General features: G+C 72.4%; 14 protein-coding genes. 11 read left to right on the forward strand and 3 right to left on the reverse strand.

All coding sequences use genetic code 11. The annotated features are described in order from the left end of the window. Positions 1-24: 24 nt before the first annotated feature. The 10 genes from OG446_RS25430 to moeZ all read left to right on the forward strand — a co-directional run bounded on the left by OG446_RS25430 (position 25) and on the right by moeZ (position 12,571). Positions 25-120 (forward strand): Ms4533A family Cys-rich leader peptide, encoded by a 96-nt coding sequence (locus OG446_RS25430; protein ID WP_315986320.1) that lies wholly within the window; start codon positions 25-27, stop codon positions 118-120. 226 nt (positions 121-346) lie between these two features. Beyond that, the gene (locus tag OG446_RS25435) at positions 347-2,074 is read left to right on the forward strand and encodes an ABC transporter substrate-binding protein (RefSeq protein ID WP_328896208.1); all 1,728 of its coding nucleotides are present in this window, start codon (positions 347-349) and stop codon (positions 2,072-2,074) included. A gap of 2 nt (positions 2,075-2,076) precedes the next feature. Further along, positions 2,077-3,060: an ABC transporter permease gene (locus OG446_RS25440; RefSeq protein ID WP_328896209.1), complete on the forward strand. Its 984-nt coding sequence runs from the start codon at positions 2,077-2,079 to the stop codon at positions 3,058-3,060. Continuing rightward, positions 3,057-4,046 (forward strand): ABC transporter permease, encoded by a 990-nt coding sequence (locus OG446_RS25445; RefSeq protein ID WP_328896210.1) that lies wholly within the window; start codon positions 3,057-3,059, stop codon positions 4,044-4,046. The genes OG446_RS25440 and OG446_RS25445 overlap by 4 nt, the downstream gene beginning before the upstream one ends. Beyond that, positions 4,043-5,626 (forward strand): ABC transporter ATP-binding protein, encoded by a 1,584-nt coding sequence (locus OG446_RS25450; protein ID WP_328896211.1) that lies wholly within the window; start codon positions 4,043-4,045, stop codon positions 5,624-5,626. Before OG446_RS25445 ends, OG446_RS25450 begins: the two co-directional genes overlap by 4 nt. Before the next feature lie 190 nt (positions 5,627-5,816). After that, the gene (locus OG446_RS25455) at positions 5,817-7,616 is read left to right on the forward strand and encodes a glycosyltransferase (protein ID WP_328898409.1); all 1,800 of its coding nucleotides are present in this window, start codon (positions 5,817-5,819) and stop codon (positions 7,614-7,616) included. Between the two features lie 499 nt (positions 7,617-8,115). Further along, a complete protein-coding gene (locus OG446_RS25460) occupies positions 8,116-9,375 on the forward strand; it encodes a hypothetical protein (RefSeq protein ID WP_443050285.1) in 1,260 nt (419 codons plus the stop codon). Between the two features lie 136 nt (positions 9,376-9,511). Then, the gene (locus tag OG446_RS25465) at positions 9,512-10,477 is read left to right on the forward strand and encodes an NAD-dependent epimerase/dehydratase family protein (protein WP_328896212.1); all 966 of its coding nucleotides are present in this window, start codon (positions 9,512-9,514) and stop codon (positions 10,475-10,477) included. Beyond that, a complete protein-coding gene (locus OG446_RS25470; protein ID WP_328896213.1) occupies positions 10,465-11,307 on the forward strand; it encodes a spherulation-specific family 4 protein in 843 nt (280 codons plus the stop codon). The genes OG446_RS25465 and OG446_RS25470 overlap by 13 nt, the downstream gene beginning before the upstream one ends. Before the next feature lie 85 nt (positions 11,308-11,392). Further along, positions 11,393-12,571, forward strand: coding sequence for an adenylyltransferase/sulfurtransferase MoeZ (gene moeZ, locus OG446_RS25475; protein ID WP_328896214.1), 1,179 nt, complete (start codon positions 11,393-11,395; stop codon positions 12,569-12,571). Between the two features lie 69 nt (positions 12,572-12,640). Here the strand turns inward: moeZ and OG446_RS25480 are convergent, their stop codons facing one another. The 3 genes from OG446_RS25480 to OG446_RS25490 form a co-directional block, all read right to left on the reverse strand. Then, the gene (locus tag OG446_RS25480) at positions 12,641-14,215 is read right to left on the reverse strand and encodes an alpha/beta hydrolase (RefSeq protein ID WP_328896215.1); all 1,575 of its coding nucleotides are present in this window, start codon (positions 14,213-14,215) and stop codon (positions 12,641-12,643) included. A 69-nt stretch (positions 14,216-14,284) separates the two neighbouring features. Further along, complete coding sequence (locus tag OG446_RS25485) at positions 14,285-15,871, reverse strand: alpha/beta hydrolase (protein ID WP_328896216.1); 1,587 nt, start codon at positions 15,869-15,871, stop codon at positions 14,285-14,287. A gap of 77 nt (positions 15,872-15,948) precedes the next feature. After that, a complete protein-coding gene (locus OG446_RS25490) occupies positions 15,949-18,678 on the reverse strand; it encodes a lysylphosphatidylglycerol synthase domain-containing protein (RefSeq protein ID WP_328896217.1) in 2,730 nt (909 codons plus the stop codon). 221 nt (positions 18,679-18,899) lie between these two features. Here OG446_RS25490 and OG446_RS25495 point away from each other — a divergent pair, with 221 nt between their 5' ends. Then, a complete protein-coding gene (locus OG446_RS25495; protein ID WP_328896218.1) occupies positions 18,900-19,307 on the forward strand; it encodes an MGMT family protein in 408 nt (135 codons plus the stop codon). The last annotated feature ends 183 nt before the right edge of the window (positions 19,308-19,490 follow it).

Consider the following 19,490-nt stretch of genomic DNA (forward strand, 5'->3'; position numbering starts at 1 on the left):
AGGCCGTCGCCCATATTTCTCGGCATGTCACGCACCCCCGTCACCACCGATCGCGCAGCCATCGAGCTCGCGCTCATCGGCGTGACCGGGCACAGCGTCGCCGACATCGACTGTTGCTGACGCCTGCCCGCGCGCACGTCGGCCCCCCGTCCGAGTCCTGATGGCCCGGACCGCTCTTCCCCGACCGCCGCGCCCGGGCGTACTCCGTCCGCAGGCGCGGCAGTTCCAGTGTTCCGGTCACCTTCACCTGTCCTGACCGGTCGTGTGCACACCTCTCCCGTCGCCGCCTGCACGGAATCACCTTCTGTTTCCTCATCCAGGCAGTACTCCGAGAGGTCATCTTCCGATGCGTCATCCGTCCGTCATATCGCGCCGCGTAGCAGCGGCCGCCGCAGTCCTCGCCGTGGCCGCGGGCGCCGCGGCCTGCGGCCCCGAGGGCAGCAGCAAGGGCAGCGACGACACCTCCGGCGCGGCGGGCGCCCCCAAGAAGGGCGGCACGCTCACCGTCCTGAACAGCAGCCCGCAGGACGACTTCGACCCCGCCCGGCTCTACACCTCCGGCGGCGGCAACGTCCCCTCCCTCGTCTTCCGTACGCTCACCACCCGCAACCGGGAGGACGGCGCGGCGGGCTCGAAGGTCGTGCCCGACCTGGCGACCGACCTGGGCACGCCCAGCAAGAACGCCACCGTCTGGACGTACACGCTCAAGGACAACCTGAAGTACGAGGACGGCAGCGCGATCACGAGCGCCGACATCAAGTACGGCATCGAGCGTTCCTTCGCGGCCGAACTCTCCGGCGGCGCGCCCTACTTGCGTGACTGGCTCATCGGCGGGGCCGGCTACCAGGGCCCGTACAAGGACAAGAAGGGCCTCGCCTCGATCGAGACGCCCGACGCGAAGACCATCGTCTTCCACCTCAACAAGCCCGAGGGGGAGTTCCCCTTCCTGGCCACCCAGACGCAGACCACCCCGGTACCGAAGGCCAAGGACACCGGTACCAAGTACGAGGAGCACCCGCTCTCCTCGGGCCCGTACAAGGTCGTCAGGAACGAGGGCGACGGCGAACGCCTGGTCCTGGAGCGCAACACGCACTGGTCGGCCGCCACCGACGAGGAGCGCAAGGCCTACCCCGACCGGATCGACGTCCGCTCCGGGCTCGACTCCGCCGTCATCAACCAGCGCCTGTCCGCCTCCCAGGGCGCCGACGCGGCGGCCGTCACCACCGACACCAACCTCGGCCCGGCCGAACTCGCCAAGGTCACCGGCGACAAGAAGCTCGCCGCCCGCGTCGGCACCGGCCACTTCGGCTACACCAACTACATCGCCTTCAACCCGAAGGTGAAGCCCTTCGACAACCCGAAGGTGCGCCAGGCCATCTCGTACGCCGTCGACCGCGCCTCCGTGGTCAACGCCGCCGGCGGCTCCTCGCTCGCCGAGCCCGCCACCACCTTCCTGCCCGACCAGGACTCCTTCGGCCACACGCCCTACGACGCCTTCCCGGCCGGGAAGAACGGCAACGCCGCCAAGGCCAGGGAACTGCTGAAGGAGGCCGGATACCCCGACGGGCTGACGGTCACCCTCACGCACAACAACGACAAGAACTACGCGACCAGCCCGGAGATCGCCACCGCGCTCCAGGAAGGCCTGAAGAAGGCCGGCATCACGGTCAAGCTCCGCGGCCTGGAGGACAACGCCTACTCGGACACGGTCTACAACGTGAAGACCGAGCCCGGATTCTTCCTCGGCGGCTGGGGTGCCGACTGGCCCTCCGGCGGCCCGTTCTTCGCCCCGATCTTCGACGGACGCCAGATCGTCAAGGCCGGGTACAACTTCAACTCCGCCCAGCTGGACGATCCCGCGGTCAACAAGGAGATCGACGAGATCAACAAGCTGACCGACCTGAGCGCCGCCGCCGACCGCTGGGGCGCGCTCGACAAGAAGGTCGGTGCGCAGGCGCTGACGGTGCCGCTGTTCCACCCCGTCTACAAGCGCCTGTACGGCGAGTCCGTCAAGAACGTCGTCATCAGCGACTGGACCGGCGTGCTCGACATCTCGCAGGTCGCGGTCAAGTAGCCATGGCCGAAGCACTGCTGGTCAAGGAGGCGGGGGCCGTCCGGGCCCCCGCCTCCGGGGCCCATCCGTTCTGGCGGCGGCTGCGCGCCCGCCGCTCCGCCCTCGTGGCGGCGGGCGTCGTCGCCCTGCTGGTCCTCCTCGCGCTCGCCGCGCCGCTGCTCACCGGCATCGAGGGCCAGAACCCCACCGCGTACCACCCCGATCTCGTCGACTCCGCCACCGGCGGGGTTCCGCTCGGCTCCTTCGGCGGGATCAGCGCCGAGCACTGGCTCGGCGTCGAACCGCTCACCGGACGCGACCTGTTCGCCCGCGTCGCGTACGGCGCCCGTGTCTCGCTCGGTGTCGCGCTCGGGGCGACCCTGCTCCAGGTGGCGATCGGTGTCGTCATCGGCCTCTCGGCCGGTCTCGGCAACCGCTTCGTCGACCAGGCACTCAGCCGGGTCACCGACGTCGTGGTCGCCCTGCCGGTCATGGTGACCGCGCTCGGCGCACTCGCCGTCGTCCCGGCCGGTTTCCCCCGTCCGGTGCTGATCGCCGTGATCGTCGGACTGGTCGGCTGGTCCGGCATCTCGAAGATCGTGCGCGCCCAGACACTGTCCCTCAAGTCGCGCGACCATGTCGCGGCCGCCCGGCTCAGCGGCTGGGGCTCCTGGCAGATCGCCCGCCGCGAACTCCTGCCGTCGCTCGCCGCGCCCGTCATCACGTACGCCGTCCTGCTCTTCCCCGGCAACATCGTCGTCGAGGCGGCCCTGTCCTTCCTCGGCGTCGGCATCAAGCCGCCCACACCGTCCTGGGGACAGATGCTCAGCGACGCCGACACCTGGTACCAGGCCGCGCCCACCTATCTGCTCATCCCGGCCCTGCTGCTCTTCGTCACCGTGCTGGCGCTCACCGTCCTCGGTGAGGGAGTGCGCACCGCGCTCGACCCCCGCGCCGCCTCCCGGCTGCGGATCGGCACCGGGCGCAGGAAGGAGGCCGGAGCATGAGCGGGTTCCTGCTGCGCCGCCTCGGCGGGGCGCTCTTCGTCCTCCTCGCCCTCAGCGTCGTCGTCTACGCCGCCTTCTACGTCGCCCCCGGCAACGTCGCACAGATCGCCTGCGGCCCGCGCTGCTCGCCCGCGCAGGTCGCCCAGGTCAGTGAGCAACTGCACCTCGGCGACCCGGTGTACGTGCAGTACGCGCACTTTCTCCAGGCCCTGGTCGCAGGCCACGACTACTCCACCGGAACCGGTGTGGTGCACTGCCAGGCCCCGTGCCTGGGACTCTCGTACCAGAGCGGTCAGCAGGTCACCCAGCTGATCGTCGCCAAGCTGCCCGCCACCGCCTCGCTCGCCGTCGGCGCCTTCGTGCTGTGGATGGTGCTCGGGGTCGGCACCGGGGTGCTCTCCGTGTGGCGGCGCGGCCGCGTCACCGAGCGCGTCCTCACCGGGATCACCCTGGCGGGCATGGCGACACCCGTGTTCGTGATCGGGCTGCTGCTGATCATCATCTGCGTCACGGCGCTCCAGATCCTGCCGTTCCCCGACTACGTCCCCTTCACCGAGAACCCGGAGCAGTGGGCCTGGAACCTGCTGCTGCCCTGGATCTCGCTCGCCCTTATCTCCGCCGCCCCGTACGCCCGGATGACCAGGGCCTCGATGCTGGAGACGCTCGCCGAGGACCATGTGCGCACCTTCAGGGCGTACGGGGTCAGTGAGCGGACGATCGTCGGACGGCACGCCCTGCGCGGCGCGCTGGCCCCGGTGATCGCACTGGGCGCCCTCGACGTCGGCTCGATGTTCGGCGGCGCGGTGCTCACCGAGTCCCTCTTCGGGATCCCCGGCGTCGGCCGCGAACTCGTGGAGGCCGTCAAGCAGGTGGACCTCCCGGTCGTCGTCGGTCTGGTGCTCGTCACCGGGTTCTTCGTCGTCCTCGCCAATGCCGTCGCGGACATCCTCCAGGCGATGGCCGACCGACGGGTGGTGCTGTCATGAGTCTGGTCGAGGTCACCGATCTCTCGATCTCGTTCGGCGACGTGCACGCGGTGCGCGGACTGTCCTTCTCGCTGGAGGCGGGCGGCGCGCTCGGTGTCGTCGGCGAGTCCGGCTCGGGCAAGAGCGCCTCCGCGTACGCCCTGCTCGGACTGCACCGGGGGACCGGGGCGCGGGTCGGCGGCTCGGTACGGGTCGCCGGCGTGGACGTCCAGGCCGCCGGGGACGCCGAACTGCGGGGGCTGCGCGGGGCGAAGGCCGCGATGGTCTTCCAGGACCCGCTGTCCTCGCTGGACCCGTACTACGCGGTCGGCGACCAGATCGCCCAGGTGTACCGGGTCCACCACCGCGTCTCCCGGCGGGCCGCGCGCGCCCGGGCCGTGGAGGTGCTGGACCGGGTCGGGATACCGGACGCGGTACGCCGTTCCCGGTCCCGGCCGCACGAGTTCTCCGGCGGGATGCGCCAGCGGGCGCTGATCGCGATGGCGCTCGCCTGCGAACCGGAACTGCTGATCGCCGACGAGCCGACGACCGCGCTCGACGTCACCGTCCAGGCCCAGATCCTGGACCTGCTGCACGATCTGCGCCGCGAGACGGGCATGGGACTGCTCCTGGTCACCCATGACGTGGGTGTGGCGGCCGAATCGGTGGACGACGTGCTCGTCATGCGATCGGGCCTCGCCGTGGAACGCGGGCCGGTGGCCGAGGTGCTCGGCGCGCCCCGCGAGCCCTACACGAAGGCGCTGTTGGCGGCGGTGCCGAGGATCGCTCCCGCGGCGCGGACGGCGGAGCCGGAAGGGGCCGGCGCCGAGGCCGAGGTGCTGATCGAGGCCGCGGACGTCAGCCAGGTCTTCGGCCGGGGAAGGTCCGCCCTGGCCGCGGTCGACGGGGTCTCGCTCACGGTCCGCCGCGGCGAGACGCTCGGCATCGTCGGCGAGAGCGGCAGCGGCAAGACGACCCTCGGGCGGATGCTCGTCGGTCTGCTGGAACCCACCTCCGGCCGGATCGGCCGGGCGGCCCGGGTGCAGATGGTCTTCCAGGACCCGGTCTCCTCACTCAACCCGCGCCGTTCCGTCGGCGAGTCCGTCGCCGACCCGCTGCGGGCGCGCGGGGAGCGCGACGAAAGCGCGATCAGGGCGCGCGTACGGGATCTGCTGCTGCGCGTCGGGCTCGACCCGGAGCAGTACGACCGCTATCCCCACGAGTTCAGCGGCGGCCAGCGCCAACGGGTCGGGATCGCACGGGCCCTGGCCGCCGAGCCGGAGCTCATCGTCTGCGACGAGGCGGTCTCCGCGCTCGACGTGACGACCCAGGCCCAGGTGACCGCCCTGCTGGCGGAGCTCCAGCGGGAACTGGGACTCGCCCTCGTCTTCATCGCCCACGACCTCGCCGTGGTACGGCAGGTCAGCGACCGGGTCGCCGTCATGCGGCGGGGCCGGATCGTCGAGGAGGGACCGGTGGAGCGGGTGTACGGCGACCCTGTCGATCCGTACACCAAGCAGTTGCTGGCGGCCGTCCCCGTGCTCGATCCGGGGCTCGCGGCGGTACGCCGTGCGGCCCGCAGGGAGCTGGCCGCAGCCTGACCCTGTGTGACCGACTGCCTCTATAGCGCGACAGAACGCTACCGGGGCGGGAAAGTTACGGCGGTTCACCCCTTTCGGTGGTGCGACGGACAACCGTCCGTCGCACCACCGGCGTATCCGCTTACGGTCGTCCCGCTGCGAGTCGCCGATCCAACGGCGGCCGCTCACAAGGGAGATCGGGGGTGTGCTCGTGCGGATCGGACTGCTCACCGACGGTGGCTATCCGTATGCGTCCGGTGAGTCCAGACTCTGGTGCGACCGCCTGGTGCGCGGGCTCGCGCAGCACGAGTTCGATCTCTTCGCGCTCAGCCGCAGCGCCGAGCAGGAGGCGCAGGGCTGGGTCCAGCTCCCGCCCCAGGTCAGCCGGGTGCGGACCGCGCCGCTGTGGACCGCCGACGAGGACGTTCTCGGCCTCCACGCCCCCCGCGGGCTGATCCCGCGCCTGCTGACCGGAGGGGGCGCGCGGACGTACGGGCGGCGCGAACGGCGCCGCTTCATCGCCCACTTCACGGCGCTCGCCCACGCGGTGTGCGTGGGGGACGCCTCCGGTCGTGCGCGGGAGGACGGGGGCGCGGGCGCGCGGTCCGCCGACCCGCAGCTCAGAGGCGCGCAGTTCACCGAAGGCCTCTACGGACTCGCCGAACTGGCCTGCGAGCACGGCGGGCTCCCCGCCGCCCTGCGCTCCGAGACGGCGGTACGGATCCTGGAGGCCGCCTGCCGCGCACCCGGCACCGGACGCACCGTCCAGACCGCCACCGTCCCCGATCTCCTCGCCTTCGCCGCGGAGCTCGACCGGGTGCTGCGCCCGCTCTCCCTCGACTGGTACGACGAGGAGAGCCTCGGCGCCGTCGACCTCTGCCACGCCGCGTCAGGCGGCGCCGCAGCGCTGCCGGGACTGCTCGCCAAGCGCTTCTTCGGGGTGCCGCTGCTCGTCACCGAGCACGCCGTACAGCTGCGCGCGCACTACCTCGCGGACTCCGGTACGCCGGTGAGTGCGCCGGTCCGCGCGCTGCTCGCGAACTTCCATGGGCAGCTCGCCACCGAGGTGTACCGGCAGGCAGCGCTCATCACCCCCGGCAACACCCATGCCCGCCGCTGGCAGGAGCGCTGCGGCGCCGAACCCGCCAAGGTGCGCACCGTCTACCCCGGCATGGAGTCCGGCCGGTTCGCGGTGCTCGGGGAGAGCGAGGACGACGGCGGCCCCGACACACTGGTCTGGGTCGGCCGGATCGAGCCGGCCAAGGACCTGATCGCCCTGCTGCACGCCTTCGCCGAGGTGCGCAGGGCCGAGCCCGACGCCCGGCTGCGGATCATCGGCGCGGCGGCCCAGGGGCCGGAGGGCGCCTCCTACCTCGCCCACTGCCGGGCGCTCGCCGACCAGCTCTTTCCCGACGAGGCCGCCGACGCGCACGCCGTCGGTGACAGCCCCGTCTCCTTCGAGGACATCGGCGGGGCCGAGGTCCCGGACCTCGCCCAGGCGTACGCGGCGGGCGGCGTCGTGGTGCTCTCCAGCGTGGTCGAGGGCTTCCCGATCAGCCTGGTCGAGGCGATGTTCTGCGGTCGGGCGACGGTGTCCACGGACGTCGGCGCGGTCGTCGAGGTCATCGGCGGAACGGGGCTCGTGGTGCCGCCGCGCAACCCGCGGGCACTCGCCGACGCCTGCCTGGCGCTGCTGCGCGACCCCGAGCGCCGTGCGCGCCTGGGAGCCGCAGCGCGTGCCCGCGCACTCGAACTCTTCACCGTCGAACAGAACCTCGCGGCATTTCGCGGCATTTACCTGGAGCTGATCTCGCAGGCGCCGGTCCGCAGGGCGCCGGCACCGGCCGCCGGTGGTCCCCGCCCCTTCGACACCCCGCCGGAGGCCCACGTACTCGGCCTGTGGCCGGAGCCGGGCGACGACCCGGTTCCGGGACCGGCCGGGCGGACGCCCAGCTGGGCCGTGCAGGGGGTCGGCGCGGGAGCGTGCGGCGCGGGGGACGGCGATGTGTGACCAGGAGGCGGCCGCGCCGGGCCGTACCGACCGACCGGAACCGGCCGGTGCATCCGCCGCACTCGGCGACAAGCACGGAGGAACGACGATGGGCCGCCCGACCGAAGTGCCCGAGGCACTCGGCACACCGACGACCAGCAGCAACGGGGACCACCGCACAGGAGCGGCGGCCTCCGGGACCCTGCTCGCGGACGTCTCCGAACCGGCCTGGGGGCCGTCCACCGCACCGCGGGACGGGGCAGTGAGCGGGCCGGGGGAGGGACCCGGCGCCGCGCCGTGCCCGGAGCCCGACCCCGCTTCGGTCCTCGGCCCCGCGCCCGTGCCCGCCACTGCTTCGGCCACCCGCCCGGAGTCCGTGCCCGCCACTGCTTCGGCCCTCGACCCCGCGCCCGTGCCCGCCACCGCTTCGGCCACCCGCCCGGAGTCCGCGCCCGCCACCGCTTCGGCCCTCGACCCCGCGCCCGTGCCCGCCACCGCTTCGGCCGCCCGCCCGGAGCCCGTGCCCGACGCCGCTTCGGCCACCGCCCCCGCTGGAACCCCCGTACCCGCCGAGGCCGACGACACCCCACCGGCCGCCGAGGACCCGGTGCCCCACGAGGACCCGACGCCTCCCGACGACCCCGCACCGCACCCTGCCCCGCGCGCCCCCGAGCTCGCGCACACCGCTCCGGCGCGCAAGCTCTCCACCGGGCGGCGCGGGCCCGCCGATCCCGTGAAGTCCCTGATGCACCGGCACCGCGAACTCTGCGAACGCGCCGTCGACCCCCTGGAGATCGCCGCCGGGCTCGAGGCCCACGGCGTCACCGACCGCACCGCCGCCCGCTATCGGCACCGCGACGTGTTCTCGCTCGCCGAGGAACTGTTCGCCCGGGTACCGGGTGTCGCCGGGGAGCCCGTCGGCGTGTCCTTCGCACCGGCGCGCGACATCGAGACGCGCGCCGCTTGGTCACTGCGGGCCCTGCTGCCGGGCGCCGCCTGTCTCGCGACCTTCGTCGCGCTGCGGTTCACCGAAGGAGTGCTCGACGGCGGGGCGCGGCTCGCCATCGGTTCCGGCGGCGGCCTCCTCGCGCTCACCGCGCTCGCGCTCGCCCTGCGTACCGGACCCCTCTGCGCCGACGGGCGGTCGTCGGGCGCCGCCGGTCTGTTCGGCTGCTGGCTGCTCGGCTACGTCCTGTACGGCGACGCACTGCTCCACCAGCTCCTCAGCGGCGGGCCCGAAGGCCCCTGGGACATCACTCCGGCACCGCTGCTCGGCCTCGCCGTGGCGGTCGCCCCGGCGGCCTGGTGCGCCCACCTCTTCTCCGTACACGCGCACCGCAAACTCAACGGCAGCCGCGCACTGGAGGAGTTCGCCGCAGGCGTGCGCCCCCTGCTGTTCGCCGCCGTCGCCTTCTTCCTCTGCGTCCTCGGCGGGCTGCTGTACCTGGCCGGACTGGGGATCGGCGGGGGCGGCTCGCAGGCCGGGGCCTCGGCACTCGGAGTGCTGCTCCTGCTGGCCCGGCTCCTGACCGTCCACGGCTTCCCCGAACCGGCCGCCACCGGCCTCGCCGCCGCCTGTGCCGTCGAGGTCGCCGCCCCCGCACTCGTCCTGGCGGGCCGGCTGCCCGGCCTCGACGCCCTCGCCCGCCCCGTCGAAGCGCTCATCGGAGCGGCCGGCACCGGAGCCGTCCCCGCCGTCGCCTGCGGCGCGGCGGCGCTCGGCCTGCTGACCACCGCCACCGTCGCTCTTTCCCGGGCATCCGCCCACACCGCCGTCTGACGCACCCCACAGCCCCCGCGGAGCCGACGCCGCGGGTCCCGTTCCACACCGTACGCAACTGCCCCAAGGAGACACCGGACATGACCCACCGATCCCCCGCACCGGCAGCCCGCCGTCGGCACTCAGGGGGCGCGCGATGAGGGTGCTGCTGCTCGGAGCCAACGGATTCCTCGGTCGTTTCGTGGCCGACCGGCTGCTGGCCGACCCGGCCGTCCACCTCACGGCGCTCGGCCGCGGCGACGACGCCGACGTACGGTTCGACCTCGCCGGCGGCAGCCCTGGAGCGCTCACCCGCTTCCTGGACGCCGTCCACCCCGGAGTCGTCGTCAACTGCGCCGGCGCCACCCGGGGCGGGGCCCGCGACCTGACCCGTCACAACACCGTCGCCGTCGCCACCGTCTGCGAGGCGATGCGGCGCAGCGGCTGCACCGCCCGCCTGGTCCAGGTCGGCTGCTCCTCGGAGTACGGACCCTCGCAGCCCGGTTCGTCCACGGCGGAGGACGCCATCCCGCGCCCCGGCGGTCCGTACGGTGTCAGCAAGCTCGCCGCCACCGAACTCGTCCTCGGCTCCGGCCTCGACGCGGTCGTGCTGCGGGTCTTCTCGCCGGTCGGCCCCGGCACCCCGGCCGGCTCGCCGCTCGGCCGGCTCGCCGAGGCGATGCGCCGTGCCATGCAGTCCGGCGACGGCGAGCTGAAGCTCAGCGGCCTCGGAGTGCAGCGCGACTTCGTCGACGTGCGCGACGTCGCGCGCGCCGTGCACGCCGCCTCGCTCTCCGCCGCGCAGGGCGTCGTCAACATCGGCACCGGCCGGGCCGTGCGGCTGCGTGACGCCGCGGCCGTCCTCGCCAAGGTCGCCGGGTACGGGGGCGCGCTCCACGAGCTGGACACACCCCCCGCACGCCTGCCCATCGGCGCCCCCCGCACCTCCACCGAATCGGTCATGGAGCACCTCTCGGTCACGCCCTCGCCCTACCCGGACGGCTGCGGCGCCTGGCAGCAGGCGGACGTCCGTACCGCCAGGGACCGGCTCGGCTGGCGCCCCCGGATCAATCTGGAGGAGTCCCTCGCCGACATCTGGATGGAGGCGGCATGCCGTATCTGACCAGTACCGGCACCGCCCGCCGGACCAGTGGCGCCGAGCAGCTCGGCTTCGGCGTGCCCGGCTGTGCGCACCCGCTGCTCGCCCCGGCCGAATGGGCCGAACTGGCCCGCCCCGGCACTCCGCTGCACTGGGCCGTCCTCGACATCGACGACGGCCCCGGCATCCGGCCCGACCCGCACTGCCTGGAAGCCGCGGGCCGGCTCCGCAACGCCCGCGAGCGGGCCGTGAGCGGCGAGGATCCGCTCGACTCCGTGCGGGCCTCGGCCGGACGGCTGCTCGGCCGGCTCGATCTGGTGCACGGCAGCCGGCCCTTCGGCGACCTGGTCACCGACGCGCGGTCCTACCTGGACTGGTACCGCGTCGACGGGTTCTACCTCGACCGCTGCCCGGCCGGGCGCCCCGCCCTCCCCACCGTCCGCCGTCTCACCGCCACGCTCTCCGCCCTCCTGGCGGACAGCGACGGCGCGCAGCACGGCGGACACCTCGTGCTCGGCCACGACACCCATCCGCACCCGGGCTACGCGGAGGCCGCCGACCAGCTCGTCACCTTCCGCGGCGCGTGGACCGACTACCGCTGGTCGCAGGTGGCGGAGTGGACCGCCTCCTACCCGCCCGGCCGGTTCGCCCACTTCGTCCACGGTGTTCCGCGCACCCATCTGGAGGAGGCGATGCGCATCGCCCGCTGGCAGGGCGCGGGGACGATCTTCTTCACGGACCGCACCAAGGAGGCCGATCCCGGAAACGGGCGTGGGCAAAGCGATCCATTTGCGACACTGCCCAGGTACTGGGACGAAATCGTCTCGCGGATCGGACCGGCTATCTCGGAATGAGAGGGGGCGTGGCAGTGTTACGGCAAGAACAACCGTACGTAGCCGAAGTACGTAGAAACCGACCACCTGCATTGTTGAGGTTCCTGTGTCGCTGCCACCCCTGGTCGAGCCAGCTGCTGAGCTCACCGTCGACGAGGTCCGCAGGTACTCCCGCCACCTGATCATCCCGGATGTCGGGATGGACGGACAGAAGCGGCTGAAGAACGCGAAGGTGCTCTGTGTGGGCGCCGGCGGTCTCGGCTCGCCGGCCCTGATGTACCTGGCCGCCGCCGGTGTCGGAACGCTCGGCATCGTGGAGTTCGACGAGGTCGACGAGTCGAACCTGCAACGCCAGATCATCCACAGCCAGGCCGACATCGGCAAGTCCAAGGCCGTGTCGGCCAAGGAAAGCGTGCAGGGGATCAACCCCCTGGTGAACGTGATCCTTCACGAGGAACGGCTCGAAGCCGAGAACGTGATGGAGATCTTCGCCCAGTACGACCTGATCGTGGACGGCACGGACAACTTCGCCACCCGCTATCTCGTCAACGACGCCGCGGTCCTGCTGAACAAGCCGTACGTCTGGGGCTCGATCTACCGGTTCGACGGACAGGCGTCCGTCTTCTGGTCCGAGCACGGTCCCTGCTACCGCTGCCTCTACCCGGAGCCGCCGCCCCCCGGCATGGTTCCGTCCTGCGCCGAGGGCGGTGTCCTGGGCGTGCTCTGCGCGTCCGTCGGCTCCATCCAGGTCACCGAGGCCATCAAGCTGCTCGCCGGCATCGGCGACCCGCTGGTCGGCCGGCTGATGATCTACGACGCGCTGGAGATGCAGTACCGCCAGGTAAAGGTCCGCAAGGACCCCGACTGCGCGGTCTGCGGCGAGAACCCGACCGTCACCGAGCTCATCGACTACGAGGCCTTCTGCGGCGTCGTGTCCGAGGAGGCCCAGGAGGCGGCGCTCGGCTCCACGATCACTCCCAAGCAGCTCAAGGAGTGGATCGACGCGGACGAGAAGATCGAGATCATCGACGTCCGCGAGCCGAACGAGTACGAGATCGTCTCGATCCCCGGCGCGAAGCTGATCCCGAAGAACGAGTTCCTGATGGGCAACGCCCTCCAGGACCTCCCGCAGGACAAGCGCATCGTGCTGCACTGCAAGACCGGTGTCCGCAGTGCCGAGGTCCTCGCGGTCCTCAAGTCGGCGGGCTTCGCCGACTCGGTGCACGTCGGCGGCGGCGTGATCGGCTGGGTCAACCAGATCGAGCCCGAGAAGCCGGTGTACTAAAGGCTGAACGCGACGAAGGGGCCGGTCCGCGCCACGCGGACCGGCCCCTTCGTCGCGCACACGGCGGCGCTACGAACAGGTCTTGCCGTCGGCCGGCACCTTCCCGTCCAGGAAGTACGCGTCCACCGTCGACGTCACACAGCTGTTCCCGCCGTAGGCGCCGTGCCCCTCACCCTTGTTGGTGAGCAGGACGCCGACGCCCTCGCCCAGCTCGTCCGCCATCTTCCGCGCACCCTCGTACGGCGTGGCGGGGTCGCCCGTCGTGCCCACGACCAGGATCGGACCGGCGCCCGGGGCGCTCGCCTCCGGGGTGTCGTGCTCGCCCGCCACCGGCCAGTCGGCGCACCAGCCCGCGGTGTCCCAGGCCAGGAACGGGCCGAAGACCGGCGACAGCTTCCCGAACTCGGGCAGCAGCGCCTTCGCCTCGGCCGCCGTCGGCCTGGCCTTGCTGTCCGCGCAGGAAATGGCCCGCTGCGAGTGGTTCTGGGTGTCGTAGTGGCCGTTCTCGTCCCGGCCGTTGTACGAGTCGGCGAGCTGCAGCAGCATGGACCCGGTGCCGCTCTCCGCCTCGTCCAGGGCCTGGGTGAGCACCGGCCAGTTGTCCTTGGAGTAGAGCGGCAGCACGATGCCGGTGATCGCCAGCGACTCGTTGAGCTCGCGTCCCGTGCCGGTCGGCAGCGGCTTGGCGTCGATCCGCTTCAGCAGGGCGGCGATGCGCCGGGTGCCCGCCGCCGGGTCCTGGCCGCGGTCCTTGAGGTAGTTCTCCAGCGCCCGCTGGAAGCCGGTCGTCTGGTTACGGGCGTGGCCCGTGGTGTCCGCGGTCGGGTCGACGACGGCGTCGAAGACGGTCCGCCCGACGTGCTTCGGGAAGAGGTGCGCGTAGGTGCCGCCCAGTTCGGTGCCGTACGAGAAGCCGAAGTACGTCAGCTTCCGGTCGCCGAGGACCTCGCGGATCAGGTCCATGTCCCGGGCGGCGTTCGTCGTGCCGACGAACGGCAGGACCTTGCCCGAGCGGCTCTCGCAGCCGGCGCCGAACCCGGCGCCGTCCTTCATGAACGCCGCCTCCTCCGCCGCCGTGTCCGGTGTCATGTCGACCTTGCGGTACGAGGTCTCCTGCTCCTGGTCCGTGCGGCACCGCACCCCGGCGCTCCCGGCCACCCCGCGCGGATCGAAACCCACCAGGTCGTAGCGGGTGTTGAGCGACCCGTACGAACCGGCGGCGCGCGGCAGGGTGGAGACCCCCGAGCCGCCCGGCCCGCCGAAGTTGAACAGCATCGAGCCGAGCCGCCGGTCCTTGTCCCGGGCCTCCTTGCGGATGAGCGCGATCCCGATCGTGTCGCCGTCCGGCTTCGCGTAGTCCAGCGGAACCGTGACCTTCGTACACCGCCAGGACGAGCCCGGAGCGCTGCCGCCCTCGGGTGCCTCGCACCTCTTCCAGTCCAGGCGCTGCGAGGTGAGGGCGGCGGGCAGGGGCGCTCCGCTCACGGCGGCCGAGGGGGCGGCGGAGGATGAGGCGGCCGAAGCCGTGGTGCCGTCCGCCGGTGTGCCCGGCTTGTCGTCCGCGGCGTCCTCGCATCCTGCGAGCACCCCCGTCAGCAGCAGTGCGGCGGCGGCCAGCGCCCCGGCCCGTACGTATGCGACCACGTGCAGTTCCCTCCCCGTCGTGCCTGCCCGTCCGGCAGTTCGCCCATGGTAGGTGCGCACCGGGACCGCCTATCCGCAGACCGTCCCGGCGTCCGGCACCTTGCCGTCCAGCAGATAGCCGCCCACCGCCTTCTGCACACAGGCGCTGCCGCTGTTGTACGCGCCGTGGCCCTCGCCCTTGTACGTCATCTCCACGCCGACGCCCTCGCCGAGCTCCTCGGCCATCGCCTTCGCGCCCGCGTAAGGGGTCGCCGGGTCGCCCGTGTTGCCGATGACCAGGACGGGGGCCGCGCCCTCGGCGCTGACGTCCGGGGTGTCCCAGGCGCCCGCCACCGGCCAGCCGGTGCACGCCATCAGACCCCAGCCGAGGTAGTCGCCGAAGACCGGTGAGGCGTCGCGGAACGCGGGGAGCTTCTCCTTGGTCTCGTCGAGGGTGAACCGCTCCTTGGAGTCGGCGCAGTTGATGGCGGTGTTGGCCGCGGCGGAGTTGTCGTAGTGGCCGTCCTCGGAGCGCCCGTTGAGGGAGTCGGCGAGGGCGAGGAGCAGCGCGCCGTTGCCGCCGTCGGCCTCGTCCACGCCCTGCTCCAGCAGGGGCCAGGTCTCCTTGGAGTAGAGCGCCGCCGCGATGCCGGTGGTGGCCTGCGTCTGCGTCAGCTTCCGGGAACCGATGCCCGGTACGGGCTTCTTCTCCAGCCGGTCGAGAAGTCCGGACACCCCCTGCTCGACCTCCTCGGCGGTGGAACCGGGCAGCTTGCAGGCATCGCCCCGGTCCGCGCAGTCCTCGGCGAAGTTGTCCAGCGCGAGCTGGAAGCCCTCGGCCTGTCCGAGGGAGGACTGCTCCGCGTCCTCGGTCGGGTCGACCACCGCGTCCAGGACCGACCGGCCCACGTTCTCGGGGAACAAGTGAGCGTAGACGCCGCCCAGTTCGGTGCCGTACGAGATGCCGAAGTAGTACAGCTTGTCGTCACCGAGCACCTGACGCATCAGATCCATGTCGCGGGCCGCGTTCGTCGTCCCCACGAAGGGGAGCTCCTTGCCGGAGTTCTTCTCGCAGGCGGCCACGTACGTCTTCGTGTCCTCGGTGAACGCCTTCTCCTCCGCCGCGTCGTCCGGAGTGCCGTCGCCCTCGTACCGCGCGTCCAGCTGCGCGTCGTCCTCGCACTCCACGCCCGCGCTGCGGCCCACGCCGCGCGGGTCGAAGCTCACCAGGTCGTACCGGGTGCGGAGCTTGTCGTACTCCGTGCCGAACGCGGGCAGGGTGGCGACACCGGAGGCGCCGGGACCGCCGAAGTTGAAGACGAGCGAACCGATCCGCCTCTTCTCGTCGATCGCCTCGGCGCGGATGAGCGCGAGCTCGATGGTGTCGCCCTCCGGCTCCGCGTAGTCGAGCGGGGCCTCCATGAACGAGCACTCCCAGACGGCCCCGCCGGGCAGCGGGGAGGGTGAGGAACCGCCGCCCTGGGCCGGGGACGGGGCCGGGCACGGTGTCCACTTCAGCTGCTGGGAGGCGAGGTCGGCGGGCGTGGTCGTCGCGGCGGCCGCGGCGGCGTGGGGCGAGCTCTCCTTGTCGCCCCCGTCCGAACAGCCGGTGAGCGGAAGCAGCACGGTCACGGTGGCGGCGAGGGCCGCGGCGCGCAGGGCAGGGGAGGTCCTCATCGCTCCATCGTGCGGCGGCTCCGCGGGGGGTGCACGGGGCGCCGGTCCAAGCGGGTGGACGGCTGCGGGCACACGCCCTAGAGCTCGCCCTTGCGCGTCAGATGGTTGAAGGCGAGCCAGCCGGGAAGCACCGGCAGCCACAGCGTCAGCAGCCGGTACAGGAGCACGGCCGGCGCCGCGACCTCCTTCGGCAGGCCGACCGCGATCAGGCCGAGGGTCAGCGCGCCCTCGACCGCGCCCATGCCGCCCGGGGTCGGCGCCGCCGAGCCCAGTGCGTTGCCGGCGAGGAAGACCACCGCGATGCTCGCGTAGCTCAGGTGCGGTGTGTCCGGACCGCTGAACGCCCGGACCGACGCGTCCAGACACATCACGAACACGCCGGTCAGCAGCAGCATCCCGCCGATGCCGGTGAGCAGCTTCTGCGGCCGCTGCACGACGTCGAGCATGCGCGGTACGACCCCGGCGAACAGCGACCGCACCCGTGTCACGACGAACTTGCGCATGAACGGGATGGCCGTCACCACCAGAACCAGCACGGCGACCGTCAGCAGCCCCGCGATCACGGTCCTGGACGGGGTGAGCGAGGACGGCGTCTTCTCCGTACCCGTCAGATAGCCGAACGCGGCCAGCAGCAGGATGTGGCATCCCAGCCCGAACAGCTGGGAGGCGCCGACGCTCGCGACCGCCAGCCCCGGACGCACACCGGCCCGCTGGAGGAACCGGGTGTTCAGCGCGACCCCGCCCACCGCGGCCGGGGCCACGATCTTCACGAACGAGCCGGCGACCTGCGCCAGCACCGTCCTGCCGAACGGCACCCGCTCCGGCACGAAGCCCAGCAGGCTCATCGCCGCCGCGATGTAACTGAGCGCCGAGAAGCCGAGCGCCGCCGCCACCCAGCCCCATTCCGCCTGCTCGACCACCGCACCGAAGTCGGCCTCGGTGACCTGCGAGATCAGGAAGTACGCGGCGATGGCACCGGCGATGAAGCTGAACAGGGTGCGCGGCTTGATGCGCTCCAGACGGACCGGCTCGACCGGCGCCTGCGGCCGGATCAGCAGCACCTCCTGGCGGATCCGGGAGAGCAGGTCCTCCTCGCGGGCCACGTCCATGGCGTCGTCCCTGGCCCGCTTCTCGGCCTGCTTCTCGGTGCGCTGCGACTTGCGGTCGCTCTTGCGCCCGGCGTCCTCGGCAGGCTCCGCATCCTGCGACCGGGCCCGCTTCGCCGCGTCCGACGCCTCCAGCACGGCCTCGCGCTCGCGCTGCGAACGCTCCCGGGCCAGCCGGCGCAGATGGGCGCGGGTGGAGCGGCTGAGCGCGATCGGCTGGAGCAGCGGCAGACAGTCCGCGACGGCGTCCGGCCCCAGCACCGCCAGTGCGGCCGCGACCGCCCGCTCGGGACCCACGCGCAGGCCCGTGGTGGTGAGCAGCTGGGCGACGTCCATCCGCAGCACCAGATCACCGGCCGCGATCTCGCCGCCGCGCAGATCCGTGACGAACACCTTGCCGGAACGATCCACCAGGATGGCGTCACCGGTGAGCCTGCGGTGCGCGATCCGCCGCGACTGGAGCGCCTGCACCTGACGCCAGGCGCCGCGCACCAGGTCATCGGTGATCTCGGAGTCCTCCAGCGCGTCCAGGGAGCGCCCGCCGATGTGCTCGTACACGAGCATCACGGCGTCCGGACCGAGCTCGGACGTGGCGATCAGTTTCGGGGCGTTGGCACCGGCGGCGATCGCCGCGTACGCGAGCAGCGCCTCCTGCTCCAGGGCCTGGCGCAGCGACTGGATGGAACGCCGCTGGGTGATGCCGCGCAGGGTGAGCCTGCGCCACACCCGGTAGAAGAAGCCCTGCGCCTGCTGTTCGCGGTCCACGACCGTCACATCGAGCGGCGCCCCGTCCTCCAGGGAGACCACGTAGCGGCGCCCGCGGTCGCTCTGGTCGCCCGAGTCGGGCGCGTCCTCGGCCCGCATCGCGGTGACCGGCCGGAAGCCGACGTGGCGCAGGCCGGCCATCAGGTGCTGGCCGGTCGGCCGGACGTTCGGAGAGCCGACCGCGTACAGCGTGCCGTACGCGACCGTCCAGCCGATCAGTACCGTGAGGATGATCGAGAGCGGGGTCGTGTACCCGCCCACCAGCATGGTGAAGGCGTCGAGCAGCAGCACCACCCACAGCACGACCCGCCACCGCGGCCGTCTCGCCATGCCGACCGCCGTCATATAGGCGATCACGGGAGCGAGGTAGCCGTGTACGGGGTCGGTGAGCGCCTGACCGGGCTGCGGCTGGGTCAGGGCGTCCTGAATGGTGCCGGGTGCGGAGTTGGACACCCACAGATCCGTGGCGAGCGTCACCCCGTGCGCGAGCACGGCGGCCAGCACGCCGTCCGCGATCCGCAGCCCGTCGCGCTTGATCAGCCGCTCGATGGCGAAGGCCACGGGGACGAGCAGCACGGCGATGCTGGAGACGAGACCGGCGATCTTGATGAGCAGATCGGGTGCCTGCCCGGTGCCCTTGTTGATGTCCTCCTCAAGGCCGGCCGTCGTGCCGTGGGCGAACGCGGCGACGGCGAACAGCACGACGATCGCGAGGACTCCGATGAGGAGCCGCAGCAGATCGGAGGGGCGGTGCACCCGGGCGGGGAGCAGGGGTTCGTCACCCGAGACACGGTCGGACAGAGCCGCATCGGAGGTCGAGAGGGTCGAGCCGGCCAGGTGCTCCGAGGGTGTCCGCGGGCCGGTCTCGGGCTCCTGTCCGCTCTCCTCGGGGCGCGGCTCGGCATCAGAGGCGTCGGCCGCCTTCGGTGGCTGCACGCCCTGCTCCTTCGTCGCCTCTGATTGGTCTTCGTCTTCTCGTATCACCGGTCACCGCCCGCATGATGGTGGCACGGCCCGCGGCCGGCGGGGGGCATCAGGGTGCGATGCGGGGCCGCGCGAAGCGCAAGATACGCTCCGTCCTCCGCCCGCGCACACGCCGTGTGCGACCGGACACGGAACGGGCCGGGCTGTCGGTGGCGTACGGCAGGATGGGCCGGATGAGCGAACACCCGACGAGCGACGCGTTGCCGGAGTACGCGGAGCGCGTGCTCGACGTCGCCGAACTGATCCCGCCCGGCCGTGTCATGACCTACGGCGACGTCGCGGAGTGGCTGGGGGACGGCGGACCTCGCCAGGTCGGCCGGGTCATGGCGCTGTACGGGTCCGCGGTGCCGTGGTGGCGTGTGGTGCGCGCCGACGGGGCGCTGCTGCCCGGCCACGAGCTGCGTGCGCTGGATCACTACCGCGAGGAGAACACCCCGCTGCGCGAGGCCGCGCGGTCCGCGGAGGGGCATGTCCCGCGCCTGGACATGCGGCGCGCACGGTGGGACGGCGGTGCGGGGGCGGAGGGCGACGGCGGCGGGGAAACGCGGGGCGACGGCGGCGGCGGGGGAGCTCACACCTGACAGCTTCGGCCATCCGGTGGCACATCGGGTGGAGCCGGGCCCGTACGACGTACAGGAAGCGTGCAGCGGAGGCCGTGCCGGGTCCTTGCGCCGGGCGGAAGGTGACGATGAGGGGTCCTTCCATGCGGTGGAAGGTGACGATGCCGGGTCCTTGCGCCGGGCGGAAGGTGACGATGACCGGTC

Source organism: Streptomyces sp. NBC_00236 (genome assembly GCF_036195045.1).
Taxonomy (GTDB): domain Bacteria; phylum Actinomycetota; class Actinomycetes; order Streptomycetales; family Streptomycetaceae; genus Streptomyces.

Excerpts from the sequence above, each read along its gene's own strand:
- OG446_RS25430 (WP_315986320.1), top strand. The coding sequence starts at position 25 with ATGTCACGCACCCCCGTCACCACCGATCGCGCAGCCATCGAGCTCGCG.
- OG446_RS25435 (WP_328896208.1), top strand. The coding sequence starts at position 347 with ATGCGTCATCCGTCCGTCATATCGCGCCGCGTAGCAGCGGCCGCCGCA.
- OG446_RS25440 (WP_328896209.1), top strand. The coding sequence starts at position 2,077 with ATGGCCGAAGCACTGCTGGTCAAGGAGGCGGGGGCCGTCCGGGCCCCC.
- OG446_RS25445 (WP_328896210.1), top strand. The coding sequence starts at position 3,057 with ATGAGCGGGTTCCTGCTGCGCCGCCTCGGCGGGGCGCTCTTCGTCCTC.
- OG446_RS25450 (WP_328896211.1), top strand. The coding sequence starts at position 4,043 with ATGAGTCTGGTCGAGGTCACCGATCTCTCGATCTCGTTCGGCGACGTG.
- OG446_RS25465 (WP_328896212.1), top strand. The coding sequence starts at position 9,512 with ATGAGGGTGCTGCTGCTCGGAGCCAACGGATTCCTCGGTCGTTTCGTG.
- OG446_RS25470 (WP_328896213.1), top strand. The coding sequence starts at position 10,465 with ATGCCGTATCTGACCAGTACCGGCACCGCCCGCCGGACCAGTGGCGCC.
- OG446_RS25485 (WP_328896216.1), bottom strand. The coding sequence starts at position 15,871 with ATGAGGACCTCCCCTGCCCTGCGCGCCGCGGCCCTCGCCGCCACCGTG.
- OG446_RS25495 (WP_328896218.1), top strand. The coding sequence starts at position 18,900 with ATGAGCGAACACCCGACGAGCGACGCGTTGCCGGAGTACGCGGAGCGC.